This is a genomic window from Derxia gummosa DSM 723, assembly GCF_000482785.1.
GTDB classification, from domain to species: domain Bacteria; phylum Pseudomonadota; class Gammaproteobacteria; order Burkholderiales; family Burkholderiaceae_E; genus Derxia; species Derxia gummosa.
Genome location: NZ_AXWS01000007.1, coordinates 47,720 through 64,401 on the forward strand (window position 1 = coordinate 47,720; position 16,682 = coordinate 64,401).

15 protein-coding genes and 3 tRNA genes are annotated in these 16,682 nt (G+C 68.6%); 3 read left to right on the forward strand and 15 right to left on the reverse strand.

All coding sequences use genetic code 11. The features are described 5' to 3' along the window. The first annotated feature begins 62 nt into the window (after positions 1-62). Entirely contained in the window at positions 63-635 is a 573-nt protein-coding gene (gene yjgA, locus H566_RS0101440) for a ribosome biogenesis factor YjgA (protein ID WP_028310024.1), read from the forward strand. Beyond that, positions 632-1,246 (forward strand): molybdopterin adenylyltransferase, encoded by a 615-nt coding sequence (gene mog / locus H566_RS0101445; protein ID WP_034410264.1) that lies wholly within the window; start codon positions 632-634, stop codon positions 1,244-1,246. The genes yjgA and mog overlap by 4 nt, the downstream gene beginning before the upstream one ends. A gap of 75 nt (positions 1,247-1,321) precedes the next feature. Here mog and H566_RS22270 read toward each other — a convergent pair whose 3' ends face one another. The 12 genes from H566_RS22270 to H566_RS22285 form a co-directional block, all read right to left on the reverse strand. Beyond that, a complete protein-coding gene (locus H566_RS22270; RefSeq protein WP_051377810.1) occupies positions 1,322-1,678 on the reverse strand; it encodes an antibiotic biosynthesis monooxygenase family protein in 357 nt (118 codons plus the stop codon). 73 nt (positions 1,679-1,751) lie between these two features. Further along, on the reverse strand, positions 1,752-2,351 hold the full coding sequence (locus H566_RS0101455) for a PqiC family protein (RefSeq protein WP_028310026.1): 600 nt from the start codon (positions 2,349-2,351) through the stop codon (positions 1,752-1,754). Continuing rightward, positions 2,348-3,325 (reverse strand): MlaD family protein, encoded by a 978-nt coding sequence (locus tag H566_RS0101460; protein WP_028310027.1) that lies wholly within the window; start codon positions 3,323-3,325, stop codon positions 2,348-2,350. The genes H566_RS0101455 and H566_RS0101460 overlap by 4 nt, the downstream gene beginning before the upstream one ends. Then, positions 3,322-4,140, reverse strand: a complete 819-nt coding sequence (locus H566_RS22275) for an ABC transporter ATP-binding protein (protein WP_084544633.1) — start codon at positions 4,138-4,140, stop codon at positions 3,322-3,324. Before H566_RS22275 ends, H566_RS0101460 begins: the two co-directional genes overlap by 4 nt. 1 nt (position 4,141) lies before the next feature. Beyond that, positions 4,142-4,909, reverse strand: a complete 768-nt coding sequence (locus H566_RS22280; RefSeq protein ID WP_051377812.1) for an MlaE family ABC transporter permease — start codon at positions 4,907-4,909, stop codon at positions 4,142-4,144. A gap of 259 nt (positions 4,910-5,168) precedes the next feature. Beyond that, the gene (gene adhP, locus H566_RS0101475) at positions 5,169-6,197 is read right to left on the reverse strand and encodes an alcohol dehydrogenase AdhP (protein ID WP_028310028.1); all 1,029 of its coding nucleotides are present in this window, start codon (positions 6,195-6,197) and stop codon (positions 5,169-5,171) included. A gap of 89 nt (positions 6,198-6,286) precedes the next feature. Beyond that, entirely contained in the window at positions 6,287-7,768 is a 1,482-nt protein-coding gene (locus H566_RS0101480; protein WP_245591259.1) for an AMP nucleosidase, read from the reverse strand. 190 nt (positions 7,769-7,958) lie between these two features. Then, positions 7,959-8,034 (reverse strand) — tRNA-Glu (locus H566_RS0101485). A 101-nt stretch (positions 8,035-8,135) separates the two neighbouring features. Further along, a tRNA-Glu gene (locus H566_RS0101490) sits at positions 8,136-8,211 on the reverse strand. 43 nt (positions 8,212-8,254) lie between these two features. Next, positions 8,255-8,330 (reverse strand) — tRNA-Ala (locus tag H566_RS0101495). 129 nt (positions 8,331-8,459) lie between these two features. After that, the gene (gltX, locus tag H566_RS0101500) at positions 8,460-9,869 is read right to left on the reverse strand and encodes a glutamate--tRNA ligase (RefSeq protein WP_028310030.1); all 1,410 of its coding nucleotides are present in this window, start codon (positions 9,867-9,869) and stop codon (positions 8,460-8,462) included. Positions 9,870-10,160: 291 nt separating this feature from the next. After that, positions 10,161-10,748: a type 1 glutamine amidotransferase domain-containing protein gene (locus H566_RS22285; protein WP_051377817.1), complete on the reverse strand. Its 588-nt coding sequence runs from the start codon at positions 10,746-10,748 to the stop codon at positions 10,161-10,163. A gap of 343 nt (positions 10,749-11,091) precedes the next feature. On the opposite strand from H566_RS22285, the gene H566_RS22290 reads away from it, so the two are divergent. Then, positions 11,092-11,820, forward strand: a complete 729-nt coding sequence (locus tag H566_RS22290) for a Crp/Fnr family transcriptional regulator (RefSeq protein WP_084544634.1) — start codon at positions 11,092-11,094, stop codon at positions 11,818-11,820. A 52-nt stretch (positions 11,821-11,872) separates the two neighbouring features. Here the strand turns inward: H566_RS22290 and glgX are convergent, their stop codons facing one another. From glgX to H566_RS0101525, 3 genes are all read right to left on the reverse strand, one after another. Beyond that, entirely contained in the window at positions 11,873-14,068 is a 2,196-nt protein-coding gene (gene glgX / locus H566_RS0101515; protein ID WP_051377821.1) for a glycogen debranching protein GlgX, read from the reverse strand. Between the two features lie 8 nt (positions 14,069-14,076). Further along, positions 14,077-15,648, reverse strand: coding sequence for a zinc-binding metallopeptidase family protein (locus H566_RS27090; protein WP_084544636.1), 1,572 nt, complete (start codon positions 15,646-15,648; stop codon positions 14,077-14,079). A gap of 144 nt (positions 15,649-15,792) precedes the next feature. Continuing rightward, positions 15,793-16,563, reverse strand: a complete 771-nt coding sequence (locus H566_RS0101525) for a DUF4136 domain-containing protein (RefSeq protein WP_028310032.1) — start codon at positions 16,561-16,563, stop codon at positions 15,793-15,795. Between the last annotated feature and the right edge of the window lie 119 nt (positions 16,564-16,682).

Here is a 16,682-nt window from a genome sequence, read left to right on the forward strand (position 1 = left end):
TCAAGGCACGTCATGAATCATCAATTTTCATATTCAAGCAAGGCCGCTCGGCAAGGGGACGCATGAAATCGCGCATCGAAGAAATGCCGGATGACGACGACGATTACGGCCCGTCGCGGTCGCAGCTCAAGCGCGAAAGCGAGGCGCTGCAAGCGTTTGCGGAGCAGCTCGTCGAGCTGGGCAAGGATCAGCTCGCTCGCATCGACATGCCCGACGAGATTGCGACCGCCGTCCGCGACACGCAGCGCATCACCGCCCACGGCGGCCTGCGCCGCCAGCGCCAGTACCTCGGCAAGCTGATGCGCTCGCTCGACGACGAGACCGTCGAGCGCATGAAGCGCGGCTACCTCATCGTGACCCAGCAGTCGCGCGACGAGGTCAAGCTGCTGCAAAGCCTCGAACGCTGGCGCGAGCGCCTGATCAAGGACGACGCCGCGCTCAAGGCCTGGACCGACGAGTACGGCATCGACGACCTTCAGGATCTGCGCAACCTCATCCGCCAGGCGCGCCGCGAGAAGGCCGACAACAAGCCGCCCAAGGCCTTCCGCGAGCTGTTCCAGCATCTGAAGGCGACGGCGCTCGGCGGCGGCAAGGCCGAAGACGAAGCCATCGACGACAATCAGGAAGACGCATGAGCACCGACGCCCTCCCCCTCCAGCCGGTGCGCATCGGCCTCGTGTCGATTTCCGACCGCGCGAGCGCCGGTACCTACCAGGACGCCGGCCTGCCGGCGCTGCGCGAATGGCTCGCCAGCGCGGTGAAGAACCCGATCGAGGTCGTCGAAAAGCTCATCCCCGACGAGCGCCCGGTGATCGAGGCGACGCTGGTCGAGCTGGTCGATGCCGAACGCTGCGACCTCGTGCTGACCACCGGCGGCACCGGCCCGTCGCGCCGCGACGTGACGCCCGAGGCGACGCTCGCCATCGGCACCAAGGAACTGCCCGGCTTCGGCGAGCAGATGCGCCAGGTGAGCCTGAAGTTCGTGCCGACCGCGATCCTGTCGCGCCAGGTGGCCGTGATCCGCGAGACGCCCGACCATGCGGCGCTCCTCATCAACCTGCCGGGCCAGCCCAAGTCGATCCGCGAGACGCTGGCGGGCCTGCGCGATGCCGACGGCAAGCCGATGGTGGAAGGCGTGTTCGCCGCCGTGCCCTATTGCATCGACCTCATCGGCGGGCCGTGGATCGAGACCGATCCGGCGATCAGCAAGGCCTTCCGGCCGAAGACGGCGGTGCGCACGCGCTGATCAGCGCTGCACCGGCCCGCGCGAGGCCGCCCGCGGGCGTTGATGCGCGAGCGGTCTGCCGCCGGCCGGGGAGCATCAGTCGGCAGCAGCGCCGCCGCGCCCCGCCAGCGAGCCGATTACCGCCAGCGGATGCGCGATGCGTCCGTCGCCATAGCTGCCGACCACCTCGGCGATCACCACCTGATAGCCCTTGAGCCAGCTCGCCTGCCGACGCTTGGCCTCGATGTGCGCCGGATGGGTCATGAGCGCGTCCAGCGCCTCGCGAGTGCGCCAGTAATAGACGTTCGAGACCAGCCCGGTCGCCGGGTTCTCCCAGCTTTCCTCGCCCAGATAGCCGTCGATGCCGCGCGCCGCCTCGGCGATGACCGCGTCGAGCGCGTGGAACTCGGCGTCGTAGTCGCCGGGCAGGAAGGTGAAGGTCGAAGTGAACATGGATGCGGAATGTGGGTTTGCCCGCGCCAGCCCGCGCCGGCGATCGCGGTCGCACTGTGCCAGAGCGATGCCCTCAGCCGCCCGCCGCCGCCCGCGCTGCAAGCGTTTGCGCCACATCCTCCGCCGCCGCGCCCAGCAGCGCCGACAGCCCGCGCGCCGCCGCTTCCGCGCTGTCGCCGTCGAGCGGCAGCGAGCGCGCGACCACGCCCGTTACCGGCGCCGTCTGCACCGAGCGCGGATCGAGCAGCGACCAGCGCAACTCGCTGTCCAGCCGCCGCGCCGCGCGGTCCACATCGAGTTTCACGACGTCCACCGCGAGCACGCGCCGCGTCGGCATCGCTTCGGCGCAGGCGCTGTCGCATACCAGCACCGCCGGCAGCGCGCGCCGCAGCGCGATCGCCAGTTCGCGCGTCGCGCCCACTTCCACGCGCTCGGCCCAGACGCTGCCGGGCCAGCTTGTCACGCCCGCCGCGCCATCGCGAAAGCGCACCTCGCGCGATTGCAGGTACTCGGGCAGCGCCACGCGGCGCAGCGTGAGCACGAGACCGTTCACCTGCGGCGCGGCCGACGCGACCGGTGCCGCCGGCAGCGCGACGAGTTGCAGCGAAGGCGCGCGCGCGGCGCAGCCGGCCAGCAGGACCAGCGCGAGCGCGAGGATCGGGGTGAGCTTCATTGCGACTCCCTGCCGAACAGGATCGCGTTCGGCTGCTGGTCGAGGGTTTCGGACAGCGCGCGCAGGCTGCGCGCCGATTGCGCAAGATCGCGCAGCGCGCTTTCGAGATCGTCGCGGCCGGCCGAGCCAGGCGCGGTCAGGTCGGACAGTCGGGTCATCGCCGCCTGGGCCGCCTGCGAGGCTTCGCGCGTCGCGGCGAGCGTGGCATGCAGCTCGGGGCCGGCGGCGCCGAGCGTGCCGCGCGTGGTGTCGGCCAGCTGGCGGATGCTGCCCATCGTCGCGTTGGCGCTCTGCTCAACCGTGCGCAGCGCGCCGTTGGCCTGGAGCAGCGTGCGGCGCAGCTCAACGCCGGTGCGACCCACCTCGGCGGTGCTCGCGGCCATGAGGTCTCGCGCGCCGGCTAGCGTCACGTCGAGCGTCTTCATCGTGTCGCGCAGCTGCTGGAAGGTGTCGCGCACCGGCACGTCGGCGAGCTGGTCGATCAGGTCGCTGAAGCGGTCCTTGATCATCGGGATCTCGGGCGGCGTTTCGGCCGGATCGGTCTCGCGCACGAAATGCGGCGCGGTGTCGGGTCGGAAGTCGAGGTCGATTGCCGCCTGGCCGGTCACGAAGCTTTGCAGCATCAGCCGGGTGCGCAGGCCGCGCTGCACCAGCTCCGCAACATCGAAGCCGGGCTTCGCGCCGCCGCCGTCGATGCGCACCGCGCGCGGCGAGAGTTGCAGCACGACCGGGATGCGCGCCGCGAGCGTCTTCGCATCCACCTCGATGCCGATGTCCTCCACCTGCCCGACCTTCACGCCGCGGAAGGTGACCGGCGCGCCCACGTACAGGCCGCTGACCGTGCCGTCCACATAGGTGACGGCGCGCGTCGTCTTGGCGAACAGCGCCGTGCCGCCGAGCAGCACCGCGCCGATCCCCATGAGCACGAAGGCGGCCACGACGAACAGGCCGACCTTGAGGGCATTGCTTTTCATCCGGCCTCCCGGCGTGAGTTGAGGGCGTCGGCGCCCACGGCATCGGACGCGCCCGGCTCCGGGACCGGATCGGGCACATCCTCGCGCCGCAGGAAGGCGCGCACCGTCGGGTGATCGCAGCCGTCGCGCAGCTCGCGCGGATTGCCGCGCGCGATCGGATGCTTGCTGTCGGCGTCGAGAAAGATGCCGTCGTCGGCGATCGCGAAGATGCTCGGCAGCTCGTGCGTGACCATCACCACCGCCGCGCCGCAATGGTCGCGCAGCCGCAGGATGAGGTCGTCGAGCTTCTTCGAGCTGATCGGGTCGAGGCCGGCCGAGGGTTCGTCGAGAAAGATCAGCCTCGGCTCGCCCGCGATGGCGCGCGCGAGGCCGGCGCGCTTCTTCATGCCGCCGCTGATGTCGGCCGGGAAGAAGTCGGCAAAGCGGCCGAGCCCCACGAGCCCGAGCAGCTCGCGCGCCTTCGCCTCGCGCGCCGGAGCGTCGAGCCGGCCCTGGCGTTCCAGCGGCACGCAGACGTTTTCGAGCAGCGTCATCGACGACCACAGCGCCGCGCCCTGGAACAGCACGCCGAAGTGCTCGCGCATCTGCAAGCGCTTGCGGTCATCGGCGCGCCAGTAGTCGGCGCCCTCGTAGGCGATGCTGCCGGCGGCCGGCTCGATCAGCCCGATCATGTGCTTGAGCAGCGTGCTCTTGCCGCAGCCGCTGCCGCCCATGACCACGAAGATGCGGCCCGGCTCGACATCGAAGCTGATGCCGCGCTGGATCAGCCGCTCGCCGAAGCGCATCTCCAGGTCGCGTACCGAGACGAGCGCCATGTCAGATCCCCATCGCATTGGCCGCCACGGCAAATACAGCGTCGAGCGCGATCACGCCGACGATGCCCGACACCACCGCGCGCGTCGTCGCGTCGCCCACACCAGCCGCGTTGCGCGAGGCATTCAGCCCGCAATAGCAAGCCGCGAGCGCGATGAGCGCGCCGAACGCGAGCGACTTGCCGAAGCCGAGCGCGAAGAAAGTGAAATCGAGCGCCTCGAAGGTGCGGTCGAAGTAGGCCGAGGGCGTGAGCCGCAACATGCCCGCGCCCACCGCGAAGCCGCCGAGCAGGCTCGTCACGCAGGCGTACACGTAGAGCAGCGGCGTCATGAGCACGAGCGCGATCACGCGCGGCAGCACGAGGTAGTCGATGGCGGGCAGGCCGAGCACTTCGAGCGCGTCGATCTCCTCGTTGGCCTGCATCGTCGCCAGCTCGGCCGCGAAGGCGGCGCCGGTGCGCCCGCTCAGCACCACCGCCGTGATGACCGCAGCCATCTCGCGTGAGCTTGCGATCGCCACCAGATCGGCCACGAAGATGCCAGCGCCGAACTTCACGAGCTGCACCGCGCCCACGAAAGCGAGGATGGCGCCGACCAGCACGTTGACCAGGCTCGTGATGCCGAGCGCGTGGATGCTGCAATCGGCCAGCACGCGCGCGAAATCCTTGGCGCGGAACAGCGGCCGGCCGCGCAGCAGCGGCCCGAGCGCGATCACCAGCCCGCCCAGAAAGACGAGCTGGCGCGAGGCGGCGGAGCGGGCGGCCGTCAGCATGGCGGGGCTGTGATTGTTGGCGATGACCCGGATGCTAGCCCGGGGCGGCGCAGGCGCGGACGCGGTCACATCCGCACGGGATGGCCGGTGCTGCGGTGCCTGTCAACTTGCGTCGGGCGTCGGGACCGTGCCGTCCTCAAGCCGGCCGGCGCGATTCGCCAGACGCGGCGGAGGGCTTCAAAAAGCCGGGACAGCAAGGGGAACCGCCCCGGGAAACACCGGCGCGCGCAGGTCTGCGGGCGCGCGCCGACGTGGAGCTTCAGGCAGCCATGTCGAGCACGACGCGGCCGTTGATCTGCCCCGCGCGCATGCGGTCGAAGATCGCGTTGATGTTCTCCAGCCGGTCGGTGCTCGCGGTGGTGTGCACCTTGCCGGCCGCCGCGAAGTCGAGCGCCTCCTGAAGGTCGAGCCGCGTGCCGACGATCGACCCGCGCACCGTGATGCCGTTGAGCACCATGTCGAAGATCGACAGCGGAAAGTCGCCCGGCGGCAACCCCACGAGCGACACCGTGCCGCCGCGCCGCACCGCGCCGATCGCCTGCGCGAAGGCGCTGCGCGACACCGCCGTGACGAGCACACCATGCGCCCCGCCGATCGCCTCCTTGATGACCTTGCCCGGGTCTTGGTCCTTCGCGTTCACCAGCAGCTCGGCGCCGTGCTGGCGCGCGAGCGCGAGCTTGGCGTCGTCGATGTCGATGGCCGCGACGCGCAGCCCCATCGCCCGCGCGTACTGCACCGCCATGTGCCCGAGCCCGCCGATGCCCGAGATGGCGACCCACTGGCCGGGCCGGGTGTCGGTCATCTTCAGGCCCTTGTACACGGTGACGCCCGCGCACAGCACCGGCGCCAGCTCGACGAAGCCGAGCTTGTCGGGCAGCTTGCCGACGAAGTCGGGGTCGGCCAGCACGTATTCGGCATAGCCGCCGTTGACCGAGTACCCGGTGTTCTTCTGCTCGCCGCAAAGGGTTTCCCAGCCCGCGAGGCAATGCTCGCAATGACCGCAGGCGCTGTAGAGCCAGGGCACGCCGACGCGGTCGCCCTCCTTCACATGCGTCACGCCCGCGCCCACCGCCGCGACCCAGCCCACGCCCTCGTGGCCAGGGATGAACGGAGGATTCGGCTTGACCGGCCAGTCGCCGTCGGCGGCGTGCAGGTCGGTATGGCAGACGCCGCTCGCGGCGATCTTCACGAGAATCTGCCGCGGCCCCACTTCGGGCACCGGAACCTCGTCGATGACGAGCGGCTGTTGGAATGCGCGGACGACCGCGGCCTTCATGAACTTGCCCATGGCTTACCTCCTGATGCGTGTGCAACCAGGGGCAGGCTCCGCCCGCGACGCCCTGACCCGCCTTGACGGCGGTCAAGCGGCACGCCCGGTTACTGGAAGGCGACCTCGGCGAAGCTGCGCAGCTTGCGGCTGTGCAGATGATCGAGATCCTGCTGGCGCAGCCGCTCGATCGCGCGGATGCCGATGCGCAGATGCTGCTCGACCCGCTCGCGGTAGAAGTGGTTGGCCATGCCGGGCAGCTTGATCTCGCCGTGCAGCGGCTTGTCGCTCACGCACAGCAGCGTCCCGTAGGGCACGCGAAAGCGGAAGCCGTTGGCGGCGATGGTCGCGCTCTCCATGTCGAGCGCGATCGCCCGGCTCTGGCTGAAACGGCGCTCGGGCGTGCGCTGCGGCAGCAGCTCCCAGTTGCGGTTGTCGGTGCTCGCGACGGTGCCGGTGCGCATGATGCGTTTCAGCTCGTAGCCCTCAAGCCGGGTCACGTCCTCGACCGCGCCTTCGAGCGCGAGCTGCACCTCGGCCAATGGCGGAATCGGCACCCACAGCGGCAGGTCTTCATCCAGCACATGGTCCTCGCGCACATAGCCGTGGGCCAGCACGTAATCGCCCAGGCTCTGCGTGTTCCGCAGGCCGGCGCAATGGCCGAGCATGATCCAGGCATGCGGGCGCAGCACGGCGATGTGGTCGGTGATGGTCTTAGCATTGGCCGGCCCGACGCCGATGTTGACCATCGTGATGCCCGCGCGGTCCTTGCGCACCAGATGATAGGCCGGCATCTGCGGCAGCCGCGGCGGCGGTGCGCCGAGGGCATCGCCGGGTTCGGCGCCGTGGCCGAGACGGCGCGTCACCACATTGCCCGGCTCGACGAAGGCGCAGTACGCATCGTTCTCACCACCGTTGGCCGGGCTTGCCATGAGCTGATGACCGAGCTTGATGAACTCGTCGATGTAGAACTGGTAGTTCGTGAACAGCACGAAGTTCTGGAAGTGCTCGGGCGCCGTGCCCGTGTAATGCCGCAGCCGGTGCAGCGAATAGTCCACGCGCGGCGCGGTGAACAGCGCGAGCGGATGCGGCTCGCCGGGCGCAGTCTCGTGCGTGCCGTTGGCGATGCCGTCGTCCATCGCGCCGAGATCGGGCAGGTCGAACAGGTCGCGCATGCGCATGCGGCGGTCGGCGGTGAGACTGCCCTCGATGTGATCGTGCTCGGCGAAGGAGAAGTGGATCGGGATCGGCTGCTGGCTCAGCCCCACTTCGAGCGCGACGCCGTGGTTGCGCAGCAGCAGGCGAAATTGCTCGCGGTAGTAGTCGGCGAACAGGTCGGGCCGGGTGAGCGTCGTCTCGTAGGTGCCCGGGCCGGCGACGAAGCCGTAGGCAAGGCGTGAATCGGCGCGGGCCACGGTATCGGTATGCACGCGCACATAGGGATAGCAGGCGCGGACGTGCGGGCCAATGTCTTCGCCGGCGACAAAACGCCGCAGCGCATCGCGCAACTGCCGGATGCTGTCGGCGTACAACGTCTCGACATGCTCAGCGGCGCGTTCCGGGTCGGTAAAGGTGGCGGGGGAGTTGGGCACGGTCTGAATCTCTTGGTCTGAGCGTCGATCCACAGTCAACCATAGAGAAACGGCCATGCAGTGGCCAATGCTTACGACGCATCGGGGAATCCGTCGTTTCCCCTGATAGGTGCGCAATCGGCAGCAGCAATGAAAAAGCCCGCATGCGCGGGCTTTGAACATCATGCTGATTGTTGCGGAACGATTTGACTGGCGTCCCCACCGGGATTCGAACCCGGGTTATCGCCGTGAAAGGGCGGTGTCCTAGGCCTCTAGACGATAGGGACCCGCAACAACAAGACAAGCAGGCATTACTGCCGTCGCCTAAATGAAAATGGCCTAGCAAATCTGCTAAGCCATTTCCCTGGCATCCGAGGTGACTCGGGTTTGGCGTCCCCACCGGGATTCGAACCCGGGTTATCGCCGTGAAAGGGCGGTGTCCTAGGCCTCTAGACGATAGGGACACTTCAAACCCGAATCACCTCACAATCGCCGCATCACCGTTAATGGTGGAGGTAAGCGGGATCGAACCGCTGACCTCTTGCATGCCATGCAAGCGCTCTCCCAGCTGAGCTATACCCCCTTGCGATGTGCAGCGCTTCGTTGCTTTTGCTTTTCTGCGTCAGCAGCGAAGAAGCCGAATTATGGGGAGCTGCCGCTGCCTTGGCAACCCCCTTGTCGCATTTGTGTTGCAGCGTCGCTAAATTGCTACTCAGGCTGCGTCGAGGCCGGCTGCGATCCGCGCCAGCACGATGTCGCGGCCGAACAGCTCCAGCACCGCATCGACCGACGGTGTATGCGTCTGTCCACAGACCAGCACGCGCAACGGAATGGCGAGCTGCGGCATCTTGATGCCCTGCTCCTTCAGGACTTCCTTGATGAGCGCGGCGATCGCCTCCCGCTTCCATTCAATGGTTGCGGCGCGATCGGCGAAAGCAGCGATCGCCGGGCGAACGGCGGCGGTCACATGCTGGGCACGCAGCTCGGCGTCGTCCCTGAACGGGGCGTAGAACAGCATGGCCGCATCGGCGAGCTGCTCCAGCGTCTCGGCTCGGTCGCGCAGCAGGAGCACGGCGGTGACCAGATCGACGCCGCCTTCCACGACACCGCCGCGACGCTTGATGCGCGGCTTGACCAGGCCGGCAAGCCGCGCCGGATCAGCCTGCTTCATGTAGTGATGGTTGACCCAGTTGAGCTTCTTCGGGTCCCACTGCGCGGCGGAGCGGCTCAGGTGCGAGACGTCGAACCAGCTCACGAACTGCTCGCGCGTGAACAGCTCGTCGTCGCCGTGACTCCAGCCGAGGCGCGCGAGGTAGTTGCACATGGCCTCGGGCAGATAGCCGTCGTCGTCGTACTGCATGACGCTCACGGCGCCGTGGCGCTTGGACAGCTTCTCGCCGTCGGGGCCGAGGATCATCGGGACGTGGCCGTACTCGGGGACGATCGCGCCGAGCGCCTTGAGGATGTTGATCTGGCGCGGCGTGTTGTTGACATGGTCGTCGCCGCGAATGACGTGGGTGATGCCCATGTCCCAGTCGTCCACCACGACGCAGAAGTTGTAGGTGGGCGTGCCATCGGGGCGGGCGATGATCAGGTCGTCAAGCTCGCGGTTGGCGATGGTGATGCGGCCCTTGACGAAGTCTTCCCAGCTCACCTCCCCGTCGACGGGGTTGCGGAAGCGCACGACGGGCTGCACGCCTTCCGGCACGGGCGGCAGCGTCTTGCCGGGCTCGGGGCGCCAGCGGCCGTCGTAGCGCGGCTTCTCGCCACGCGCGCGCTGGGCTTCGCGCATGGCCTCGACTTCGGCCGGCGAGCAGTAGCAGTAATAAGCCGTGCCGTCGGCGAGCATCTGGGCCACAACCTCGCGGTAACGGTCCATGCGCTGCATTTGATAGAACGGGCCTTCGTCATGGCTCAGGTCGAGCCATTGCATGGCGTCGAGGATGGCCTGGACGGCCGCCGGCGTGGAACGCTCGACGTCGGTGTCCTCGATGCGCAGCACGAAGGTGCCGCCGGAATGGCGCGCGAGCGCCCAGGCGTAGAGCGCCGTGCGGGCGCCGCCGAGATGGAGGAAGCCGGTCGGCGAGGGAGCAAAACGGGAGCGGATGGGACGGTTGGACACGATCGGCCTGCGAAAAACGCGCTGACAAGAAGGTGTCCAGTCTAGCAATCGGCCCCGCCCTGCCGACCGTCGCCGGAAACCGCCGGACCCGGGCAAGACGCATTGCAAGGGATTGCTTGCAACGGCCGCGTCCCGAAACACGCCTGCGATCGCCAGCCACCTGGCGTGATGGCCAACCAACCCCTGCCTGCGCCGGAGCGTCGCCTAAAACAGCGCAACGCAAGCGCCGTCAATCCTGTCCGGCTCAGTACCGGGCAGGGATGGCCTCGGACCCAGCGTCGGACTCAAGACTCAGGTCACGGTCGGCGTGCCGACTTTTGCCTTGTCACGGGTCTGCCGGGTACGCAAGGCCACAATCAGTTCGCGGCTGAAGGCCGGAATGTCATCCGGACCGCGACTGCTAACCAACTTGCCATCAACGACAACTTCGCGATCAACCCAGTTGCCACCCGCCGCACGGATGTCGTCGGCGATCGGTGGCGCACTCGTGAGCGTGCGACCGGCAACCAGCCCGGCGGACGCCAACAGCCAGGGGCCATGACAGATCGCGCCGACCGGCAGATCCAGCTCGAAGGCATGGCGAATGAAGGTGATCGCCTCCGGAATCTCGCGCAGGGTGGCGGCGCTGCGATGGCCACCTGGCACGAGTACCGCGTCGAACTCCTCGGCGGACACGCCGAAGAAGGTTTTATCGATCTCGAACTCGTCCAGCACTTCGTCATGACGCATGCCATGCACGATGCCGAGCCCGGCCGAGATCAGCACCACGCGAGCGCCCTCCTCTTCCAGCGCCTCGCAGGGTCCGGTGAGCTCCGATTGCTCGAATCCGTCGGCGACGAGAACCGCCACCTGAGCATCGTTGAAGTCGCTTGCTTGCATGGCCTCTCCCGGTGAAGTTCGCGCGAACAAGGTTCGCCGTCACTGTGAGATTGCCGACCGTTCAGGCATGCCGTCCTGTTCAGGATGTAAGCACCGGCGACGATAAAAGGACGTGCCGTCCATCTGACGGTATGTCTTAGAACATAGCCATCAACCATGCTCGCCGATACGCTCCGGCCGAGAAAAAACACACACCACATACGCATCAGGACGCGGCCCCATTGCTGTTTTCGCTGGACAGAAAAGCAGTTCTTCTGGCGCAACGCAGCAATACATCGAACGTGCATCCGCCAGCTCCGGCGGATGACGGCTCGGGCGGTTTCCGGTGACGGCAGCGGATCCAATGTCCCAAACCAGCAGTGACGAAACGGGCGCTCGCCTCTCACCCGGTCAATACGGTCATCCGCGCCGTCGGCTCATCGAGGAGCTGCGGGGCAAGCGCGTGGTTCTCGGCCCGCGCCAGATCATCGCCCATGAGGGTGATGACACCCTCAACATCCATCTTCTGCGTGGGGGTTGGGCTTTCCGCTTCAAGTCGCTGGAAGACGGCCGGCGCCAGATCCTCGGCTTTCTGATGCCGGGTGATCTGATTGGTGTGTTTGAGCCGGGCGCCCCGATGTATCCCTACGGCGTCGAGACGCTGAACGAGGTCGACCTGCTCACGCTGCCGCGCCAGCGCCTGCTCGACTCGGCCCAGCAGGATGCAAGCTTCGCCCTCGACCTGCTCTGGCTCGCCGCCAACGAAAGACGGCAGTCGGAGGAAGGTCTGCTGTCGGTCGGGCGACGCAGCGCAGATGAACGCATGGCCGCGCTCATCCTGCATGTGTATGCGCGCGCCGTTGAACGCGACCTGGCCGATGCCAGCGGGACCGTACCGTTTCCGGTCAGCCAGCAGCACATCGCCGATGCGCTCGGACTCTCGCTCGTGCACACCAACAAGACCTTGCGCCGGCTGCTGGCCCTGGGCGTGTACGAGTTGTCGAGCGGCCGGCTGCGCGTGCTCGACGCCGCCGCGCTCGGTGACATCGGCCTGCACCGCGAGATGGCGGTATCCGGACGGCCGATGTTCTGATCGTTCGCCACGACTGCGCCGGCGCGGCCTTCCCACCCGCGCGACGTATCCGTCATTTCACCGCCATCAGCTCCCGCTCCAGCGCCGCGAGTACCCGCGCGGCCTCTCCCTCGGCTTCGAGCGCATACAGGCGCAGCGACCGTCCCGGCACCGTCCGGGCCTCGCCTGCCAGATGCGCGGGCAACGCTTCGGCGTCCGGTGCTTCCGTATCGATCAGCCGGGTCCACGCGCGACCGCCGGGCACCTCGGGCAGCACGAAATCCACCGGCTCGTGCCAGGCGTTGAGCACGATCAGCAGCGTCACGTCGCCGGCCGGCCGCACGATGCCAGTCGCCTGCGCGCGGCCGTCGATGAGCATGCCGAGACAGCGCAGCTGCGGGTCGTCCCATTGCTCGGGCATCAGCTCGCCGCCGCCCGGCACGAGCCAAGTCACATCCTTCACGCCGAGTTCCTCGTTGAACTCTCCTGTGAGGAAGCGCCCGCGTCGCAGCACCGGCAGCTGGTGGCGGATACGCAGCAGCTTGCGCACGAAGGCCGCGAGCTGCTCGCCCGTCTCGCCTCGCCCCTCCCAGTCCACCCACGAGATCTCGTTGTCCTGGCAGTAGGCGTTGTTGTTGCCCTGCTGGCTGCGGCCGAATTCGTCGCCGGCGAGCAGCATCGGCGTACCCTGGGCCAGCAGCAGCGTCGCAAGCAGGTTGCGCTGCTGGCGCGCGCGCAGGGCCAGCACCTCGGCATCGTCGGTCGGGCCTTCGGCGCCGCAGTTCCATGAGCGGTTGTCGCCGTGGCCGTCGCGGTTGTCCTCGCCGTTGGCCTCGTTGTGGCGCTCGTTGTAGCTGACGAGATCGGCGAGCGTGAAGCCGTCATGCGCGGTGATGAAGTTGACGCTCGCCCAAGGCCGCCGGCCGCGCTTGTTGAAGCGGTCGCCACTTGCGGTGAGGCGCGCGGCGAGGTCGGGCGCCATGCCTTCGTCGCCTTTCCAGAAGGCACGCACCGTGTCGCGGAAGCGGTCGTTCCATTCGGCCCAGCCGGGCGGAAAGCCGCCGACCTGATAGCCGCCCGGCCCGCAATCCCAAGGCTCGGCAATCAGCTTGACGCTCGACAGCACCGGATCCTGCCGGCAGCTGTCCAGAAAGCCGCCACCGTCGTCGAAGCCGTGCGGCTCGCGCGCGAGGATGGTCGCGAGGTCGAAGCGGAAGCCGTCCACATGCATCTCGGTGGCCCAGTAGCGCAGGCTGTCCGTGACCATCTGGAGCACGCGCGGATGGCTCAGGTTGAGCGTGTTGCCGGTGCCGGTGTCGTTGATGTAGTAGCGCGGCTGGTCGGGCATGAGCCGGTAGTAGCTCGCGTTGTCGAGGCCCTTGAAGCCGAGCGTCGGCCCCAGCTCGTTGCCCTCGGGCGTGTGGTTGTAGACCACGTCGAGGATCACCTCCAGCCCGGCCGCGTGGAAGCGGTCGACCATGCCCTTGAATTCCTCGACGCGCGGCTCGCTGAAGTAGCGCGGATCGGCGGCGAAGAAGCCGAGCGTGTCGTAGCCCCAGTAGTTGCGCAGGCCCTTGTCGAGCAGCTGGCTCTGGTCGATGAAGGTGTGGACGGGCAGCAGTTCGATGCTCGTCACGCCGAGGTGGCGCAGGTAGTCGAGCACCGGGTCGGCGCACAGCCCGGCGAAGGTGCCGCGCAGGTGCTCGGGCACCTGCGGGTGGCGCATCGTGTAGCCGCGCACATGGGTCTCGTAGATGACGGTGCGGTCCCAGGGCACGCGCACGGCGTCCTTCTGCGTCCATTCGAAGCGTGAATCCACCACCACGCACTTGGGCATGAGCGGCGCGCTGTCGCGGTTGTCGAAGCTGAGGTCGGCGTCGGGATGGCCGAGTTCATAGCCGAACAGCTCCGGCCCCCAGCGCAGGCTGCCGGCGTGGGCGCGGGCATAGGGGTCGAGCACGAGCTTGTTGGGGTTGAAGCGGTGGCCGGCGTCGGGCTCGTAGGGGCCGTGCACGCGATAGCCGTAGCGCGTGCCGGGGCCGAGGTTGGGGATGAAGCCGTGCCAGACCTCGTCGGTGTACTCGGGCAGCGCGATACGGGCGATCTCGGTTTCGCCGCGCTCGTCGAAGAGGCAGACCTCCACCTTGGTGGCGTAGGCCGAGAACACGGCGAAGTTGACGCCGGCACCGGTAAAGGTGGCGCCACGCGGGAACGGCGAGCCTTCGCCGATGTGGCGCAGGTCGCGGGCGGGATCGAAGCCATCGGGCATGGCGGGCCTCACACGGGCAGCGGCGCGGGCGTGCCGGCCGGGGGTTGAGGAGCGTCGGCGGCTTCGTCGGGCGCGGGCGATTGGGGCGTGGGGCCGGCGGGCGCGTCGGGGTTGACGGGCAGCTCGCCGGGGCCGGCTGGCGGCGCCGCGCCCACCAGCGTGATGCGCGACGTGTCATGCATGGTCGGCGGTGAACCGTCGCTGAAGGCGATCGCGCCGTTGCCGACCGCGATCGCGCCACCCCCGGCATCGGCGGTTGCGCCGGCAGCGCCATTGTCGGCCGGTGCCTCGGCCGTCGACGCCGGCGCATCGGCACCGAAGCGCATCGGCACCTCGCCCAGCGCCGCCGCGCGCACCACCTTGTGGATGAACTCCAGCTTGGCGACCACGGCCGGCGGCATCTGGAATGGATAGCCGTCATGCAGGCCGAGGCTGCGCGTCATCGCGTTGATGAATTGGGATACCGGCAGCCAGCGCTCGACGAGGGCCGGGCCGACGGCGGCGTCGTTCACGCCGGGCGCCTGGGCGATGACGGGTGACGCGCCGGGTGTGACGGTTTCGAGCTTAAGGCCCCAGGCGGCGGCGGTTTCAAGGCCGTCCATGAAGTGCAGGTAGTGGGCCCAGCATTCGGCCCAGTCTTCCCACGGGTGGGCAGTGGCGTAGCTGCTGACGAAGCGCGTACTCCAGTCGGCCGGTGGGCCTTCGTTGTAATGGTGCTGGAGCGCCTCGCCGTAGTCGGCGCGGTCGTCGCCGAAGAGAGCGCGGCATTCCTCCAGCCAGGGCGAGCCATCGATGAGCCGGTCCCAGTAGTAATGGCCGGACTCGTGGCGGAAATGGCCGACCAGCGTGCGGTAGGGCTCGTGCATCGAGGTGCGCATGGCCTCGCGGTGGGCGTCGTCCGCCTCGGCGATGTTGAGGGTGATGAGTCCGTGGTCATGGCCGGTCAGCACGCGCTGGGCGGGATCGACCTGCTCCAGGAAGTGGAAGGACAGGCCATGTTCCGGATCCTCGGTCTTCGGCGGAAAGGGCAGGCCAAGGCAGAGCAGCGTGTAGAGCAGCCGGCGCTTGGCCTGCTCCAGCGCGAACCAGTAGCGGCGGTTGTCGTCCTTGCCGAGCGCGGGAATGACATGCGTGGTGCGGCAGCTGCGGCACAGCGGATTGGGGTCGTCGGCCGCGACCATCCAGTTGCAGACGTTCTCGTTGACGTAGTTGGCGCAGGGGCGCAGCGCCGGGCCGTCGCTGCCGACGCGGCTCCAGACTGGCGGGAGGGCGGCACCGGGTGCCGAAGCCGTCTCATCCTCCGTTGCCGGGACGGGTGCCGCGGTGGCGGGGGACGGATGCGCGCCCGTCGCGGTGCTGGCCGGGTCGGACTGGCCCGGCAGGCCAGCGGCCGAAGGTGGAACCGTCGCGGGCGCACTGTCGGCGGCGACCGCCTCGATGGCCGGCGCGGCCGGGGGCAGGTCGAAGGCGATCATCGCCATCTCGTCCGGCGCGAAGCCGAGCGCATGGCCGCAGGCGCCGCACAGGACGTTCTCGAAGAACACGCGTTGGCCGCAGTGGCCGCAGGTCAGCAATCTCATTCGCCCTTCCCTCTCCGTTGCCCGGCGCCGGCTGGCGGCGCAACCGGGCAATGGTGGAGCGGGGGCGAGCACGATCGGGCCGGCGCGATGCCAGCCCGGCTGTAGGACTGGCCGAGTCGCGGGAGTCAGTCCCGCGCCGGGCAGTCAGCGCGCGGGCGTGGCCGGCGCCGTCGCGGGCGACACCGGCGCCGGTGTCCGGGAGGGTTCGGTGCCGGCACCGCCGGCCGGCGCGCCCGATCCCGGCGGCAGGCTTGCGGGCTGCGCGTCCATCGGCATTTCAACCGTCCGTGTCCGCCCGCTCACGCCCGGGAAGTCGTCGAACAGCGCGCGCGCCAGATAGGGCGCGACCACGCTGAACTGCTCGGTGCGGCCATCGCTCACGGCGCGACCTTCCCACACCTTGGCGCCGGCCTCTCGGATGTTGAGCTGCATCTCGCGCCGCCACAGCGTCTGCCTCACCTCGCGCGTGATCGGCCCGCCCCAATAGCCGCCCCAGCCCCAGGGCCGCCAGCCGTACACCGGCTGGCCGAAGCGCGAATAGCCGACGAAGCCCCAGCTCTGCATGGGCGGGTCGGGCCAGTCGGTCACGAGCGTGCTCGTCTCCTGCTTCTTCACCGACCAGTCGAGCGACACGGTGAAGCGCGCCGGCCTGCCGTCGGCCGCCGGCCGCAGCGCGAAGCGGTCGAGCTGCTCCGCGACGAGTGCCTCATAGGCACGATGCTCGAGGCTGTCGCCCTGCCCTGGCTTGCGCTCGAAGGCGTAAGTGGCGCCGTCGGTGCCGCTCACCGGCCACTGGCTGAAGGCCGTGACCTCGGCGCGCAGACGCGGCGGCGTGGTCGCGCAGGCTCCGAGCATGAAGCTGGCAACGACGGCGATCGCAAAGGCAAGCAGACGGGAAACGGACAGCTGGGTCATGGTCTGAACCCCCACATGGGGCTGGCGTGAAACTCGCGTTTCCGACTATGCCAGACGCCCCGGGGGCCAAAAGTCGCCGACTAGAATCCCCGGTTTCCAAACCTTTCCCGTCACCGGCG

What these genes read in the sequence shown, in the direction of transcription:
- yjgA (WP_028310024.1), top strand. Translation starts at nt 63, where the DNA reads ATGAAATCGCGCATCGAAGAAATGCCGGATGACGACGACGATTACGGC.
- mog (WP_034410264.1), top strand. Translation starts at nt 632, where the DNA reads ATGAGCACCGACGCCCTCCCCCTCCAGCCGGTGCGCATCGGCCTCGTG.
- H566_RS27090 (WP_084544636.1), bottom strand. Translation starts at nt 15,648, where the DNA reads ATGAGATTGCTGACCTGCGGCCACTGCGGCCAACGCGTGTTCTTCGAG.
- H566_RS22290 (WP_084544634.1), top strand. Translation starts at nt 11,092, where the DNA reads ATGTCCCAAACCAGCAGTGACGAAACGGGCGCTCGCCTCTCACCCGGT.
- H566_RS0101460 (WP_028310027.1), bottom strand. Translation starts at nt 3,325, where the DNA reads ATGAAAAGCAATGCCCTCAAGGTCGGCCTGTTCGTCGTGGCCGCCTTC.
- H566_RS22275 (WP_084544633.1), bottom strand. Translation starts at nt 4,140, where the DNA reads ATGGCGCTCGTCTCGGTACGCGACCTGGAGATGCGCTTCGGCGAGCGG.
- adhP (WP_028310028.1), bottom strand. Translation starts at nt 6,197, where the DNA reads ATGGGCAAGTTCATGAAGGCCGCGGTCGTCCGCGCATTCCAACAGCCG.
- H566_RS0101525 (WP_028310032.1), bottom strand. Translation starts at nt 16,563, where the DNA reads ATGACCCAGCTGTCCGTTTCCCGTCTGCTTGCCTTTGCGATCGCCGTC.
- H566_RS22280 (WP_051377812.1), bottom strand. Translation starts at nt 4,909, where the DNA reads ATGCTGACGGCCGCCCGCTCCGCCGCCTCGCGCCAGCTCGTCTTTCTG.
- H566_RS22270 (WP_051377810.1), bottom strand. Translation starts at nt 1,678, where the DNA reads ATGTTCACTTCGACCTTCACCTTCCTGCCCGGCGACTACGACGCCGAG.
- H566_RS22285 (WP_051377817.1), bottom strand. Translation starts at nt 10,748, where the DNA reads ATGCAAGCAAGCGACTTCAACGATGCTCAGGTGGCGGTTCTCGTCGCC.
- H566_RS0101455 (WP_028310026.1), bottom strand. Translation starts at nt 2,351, where the DNA reads ATGAAGCTCACCCCGATCCTCGCGCTCGCGCTGGTCCTGCTGGCCGGC.
- glgX (WP_051377821.1), bottom strand. Translation starts at nt 14,068, where the DNA reads ATGCCCGATGGCTTCGATCCCGCCCGCGACCTGCGCCACATCGGCGAA.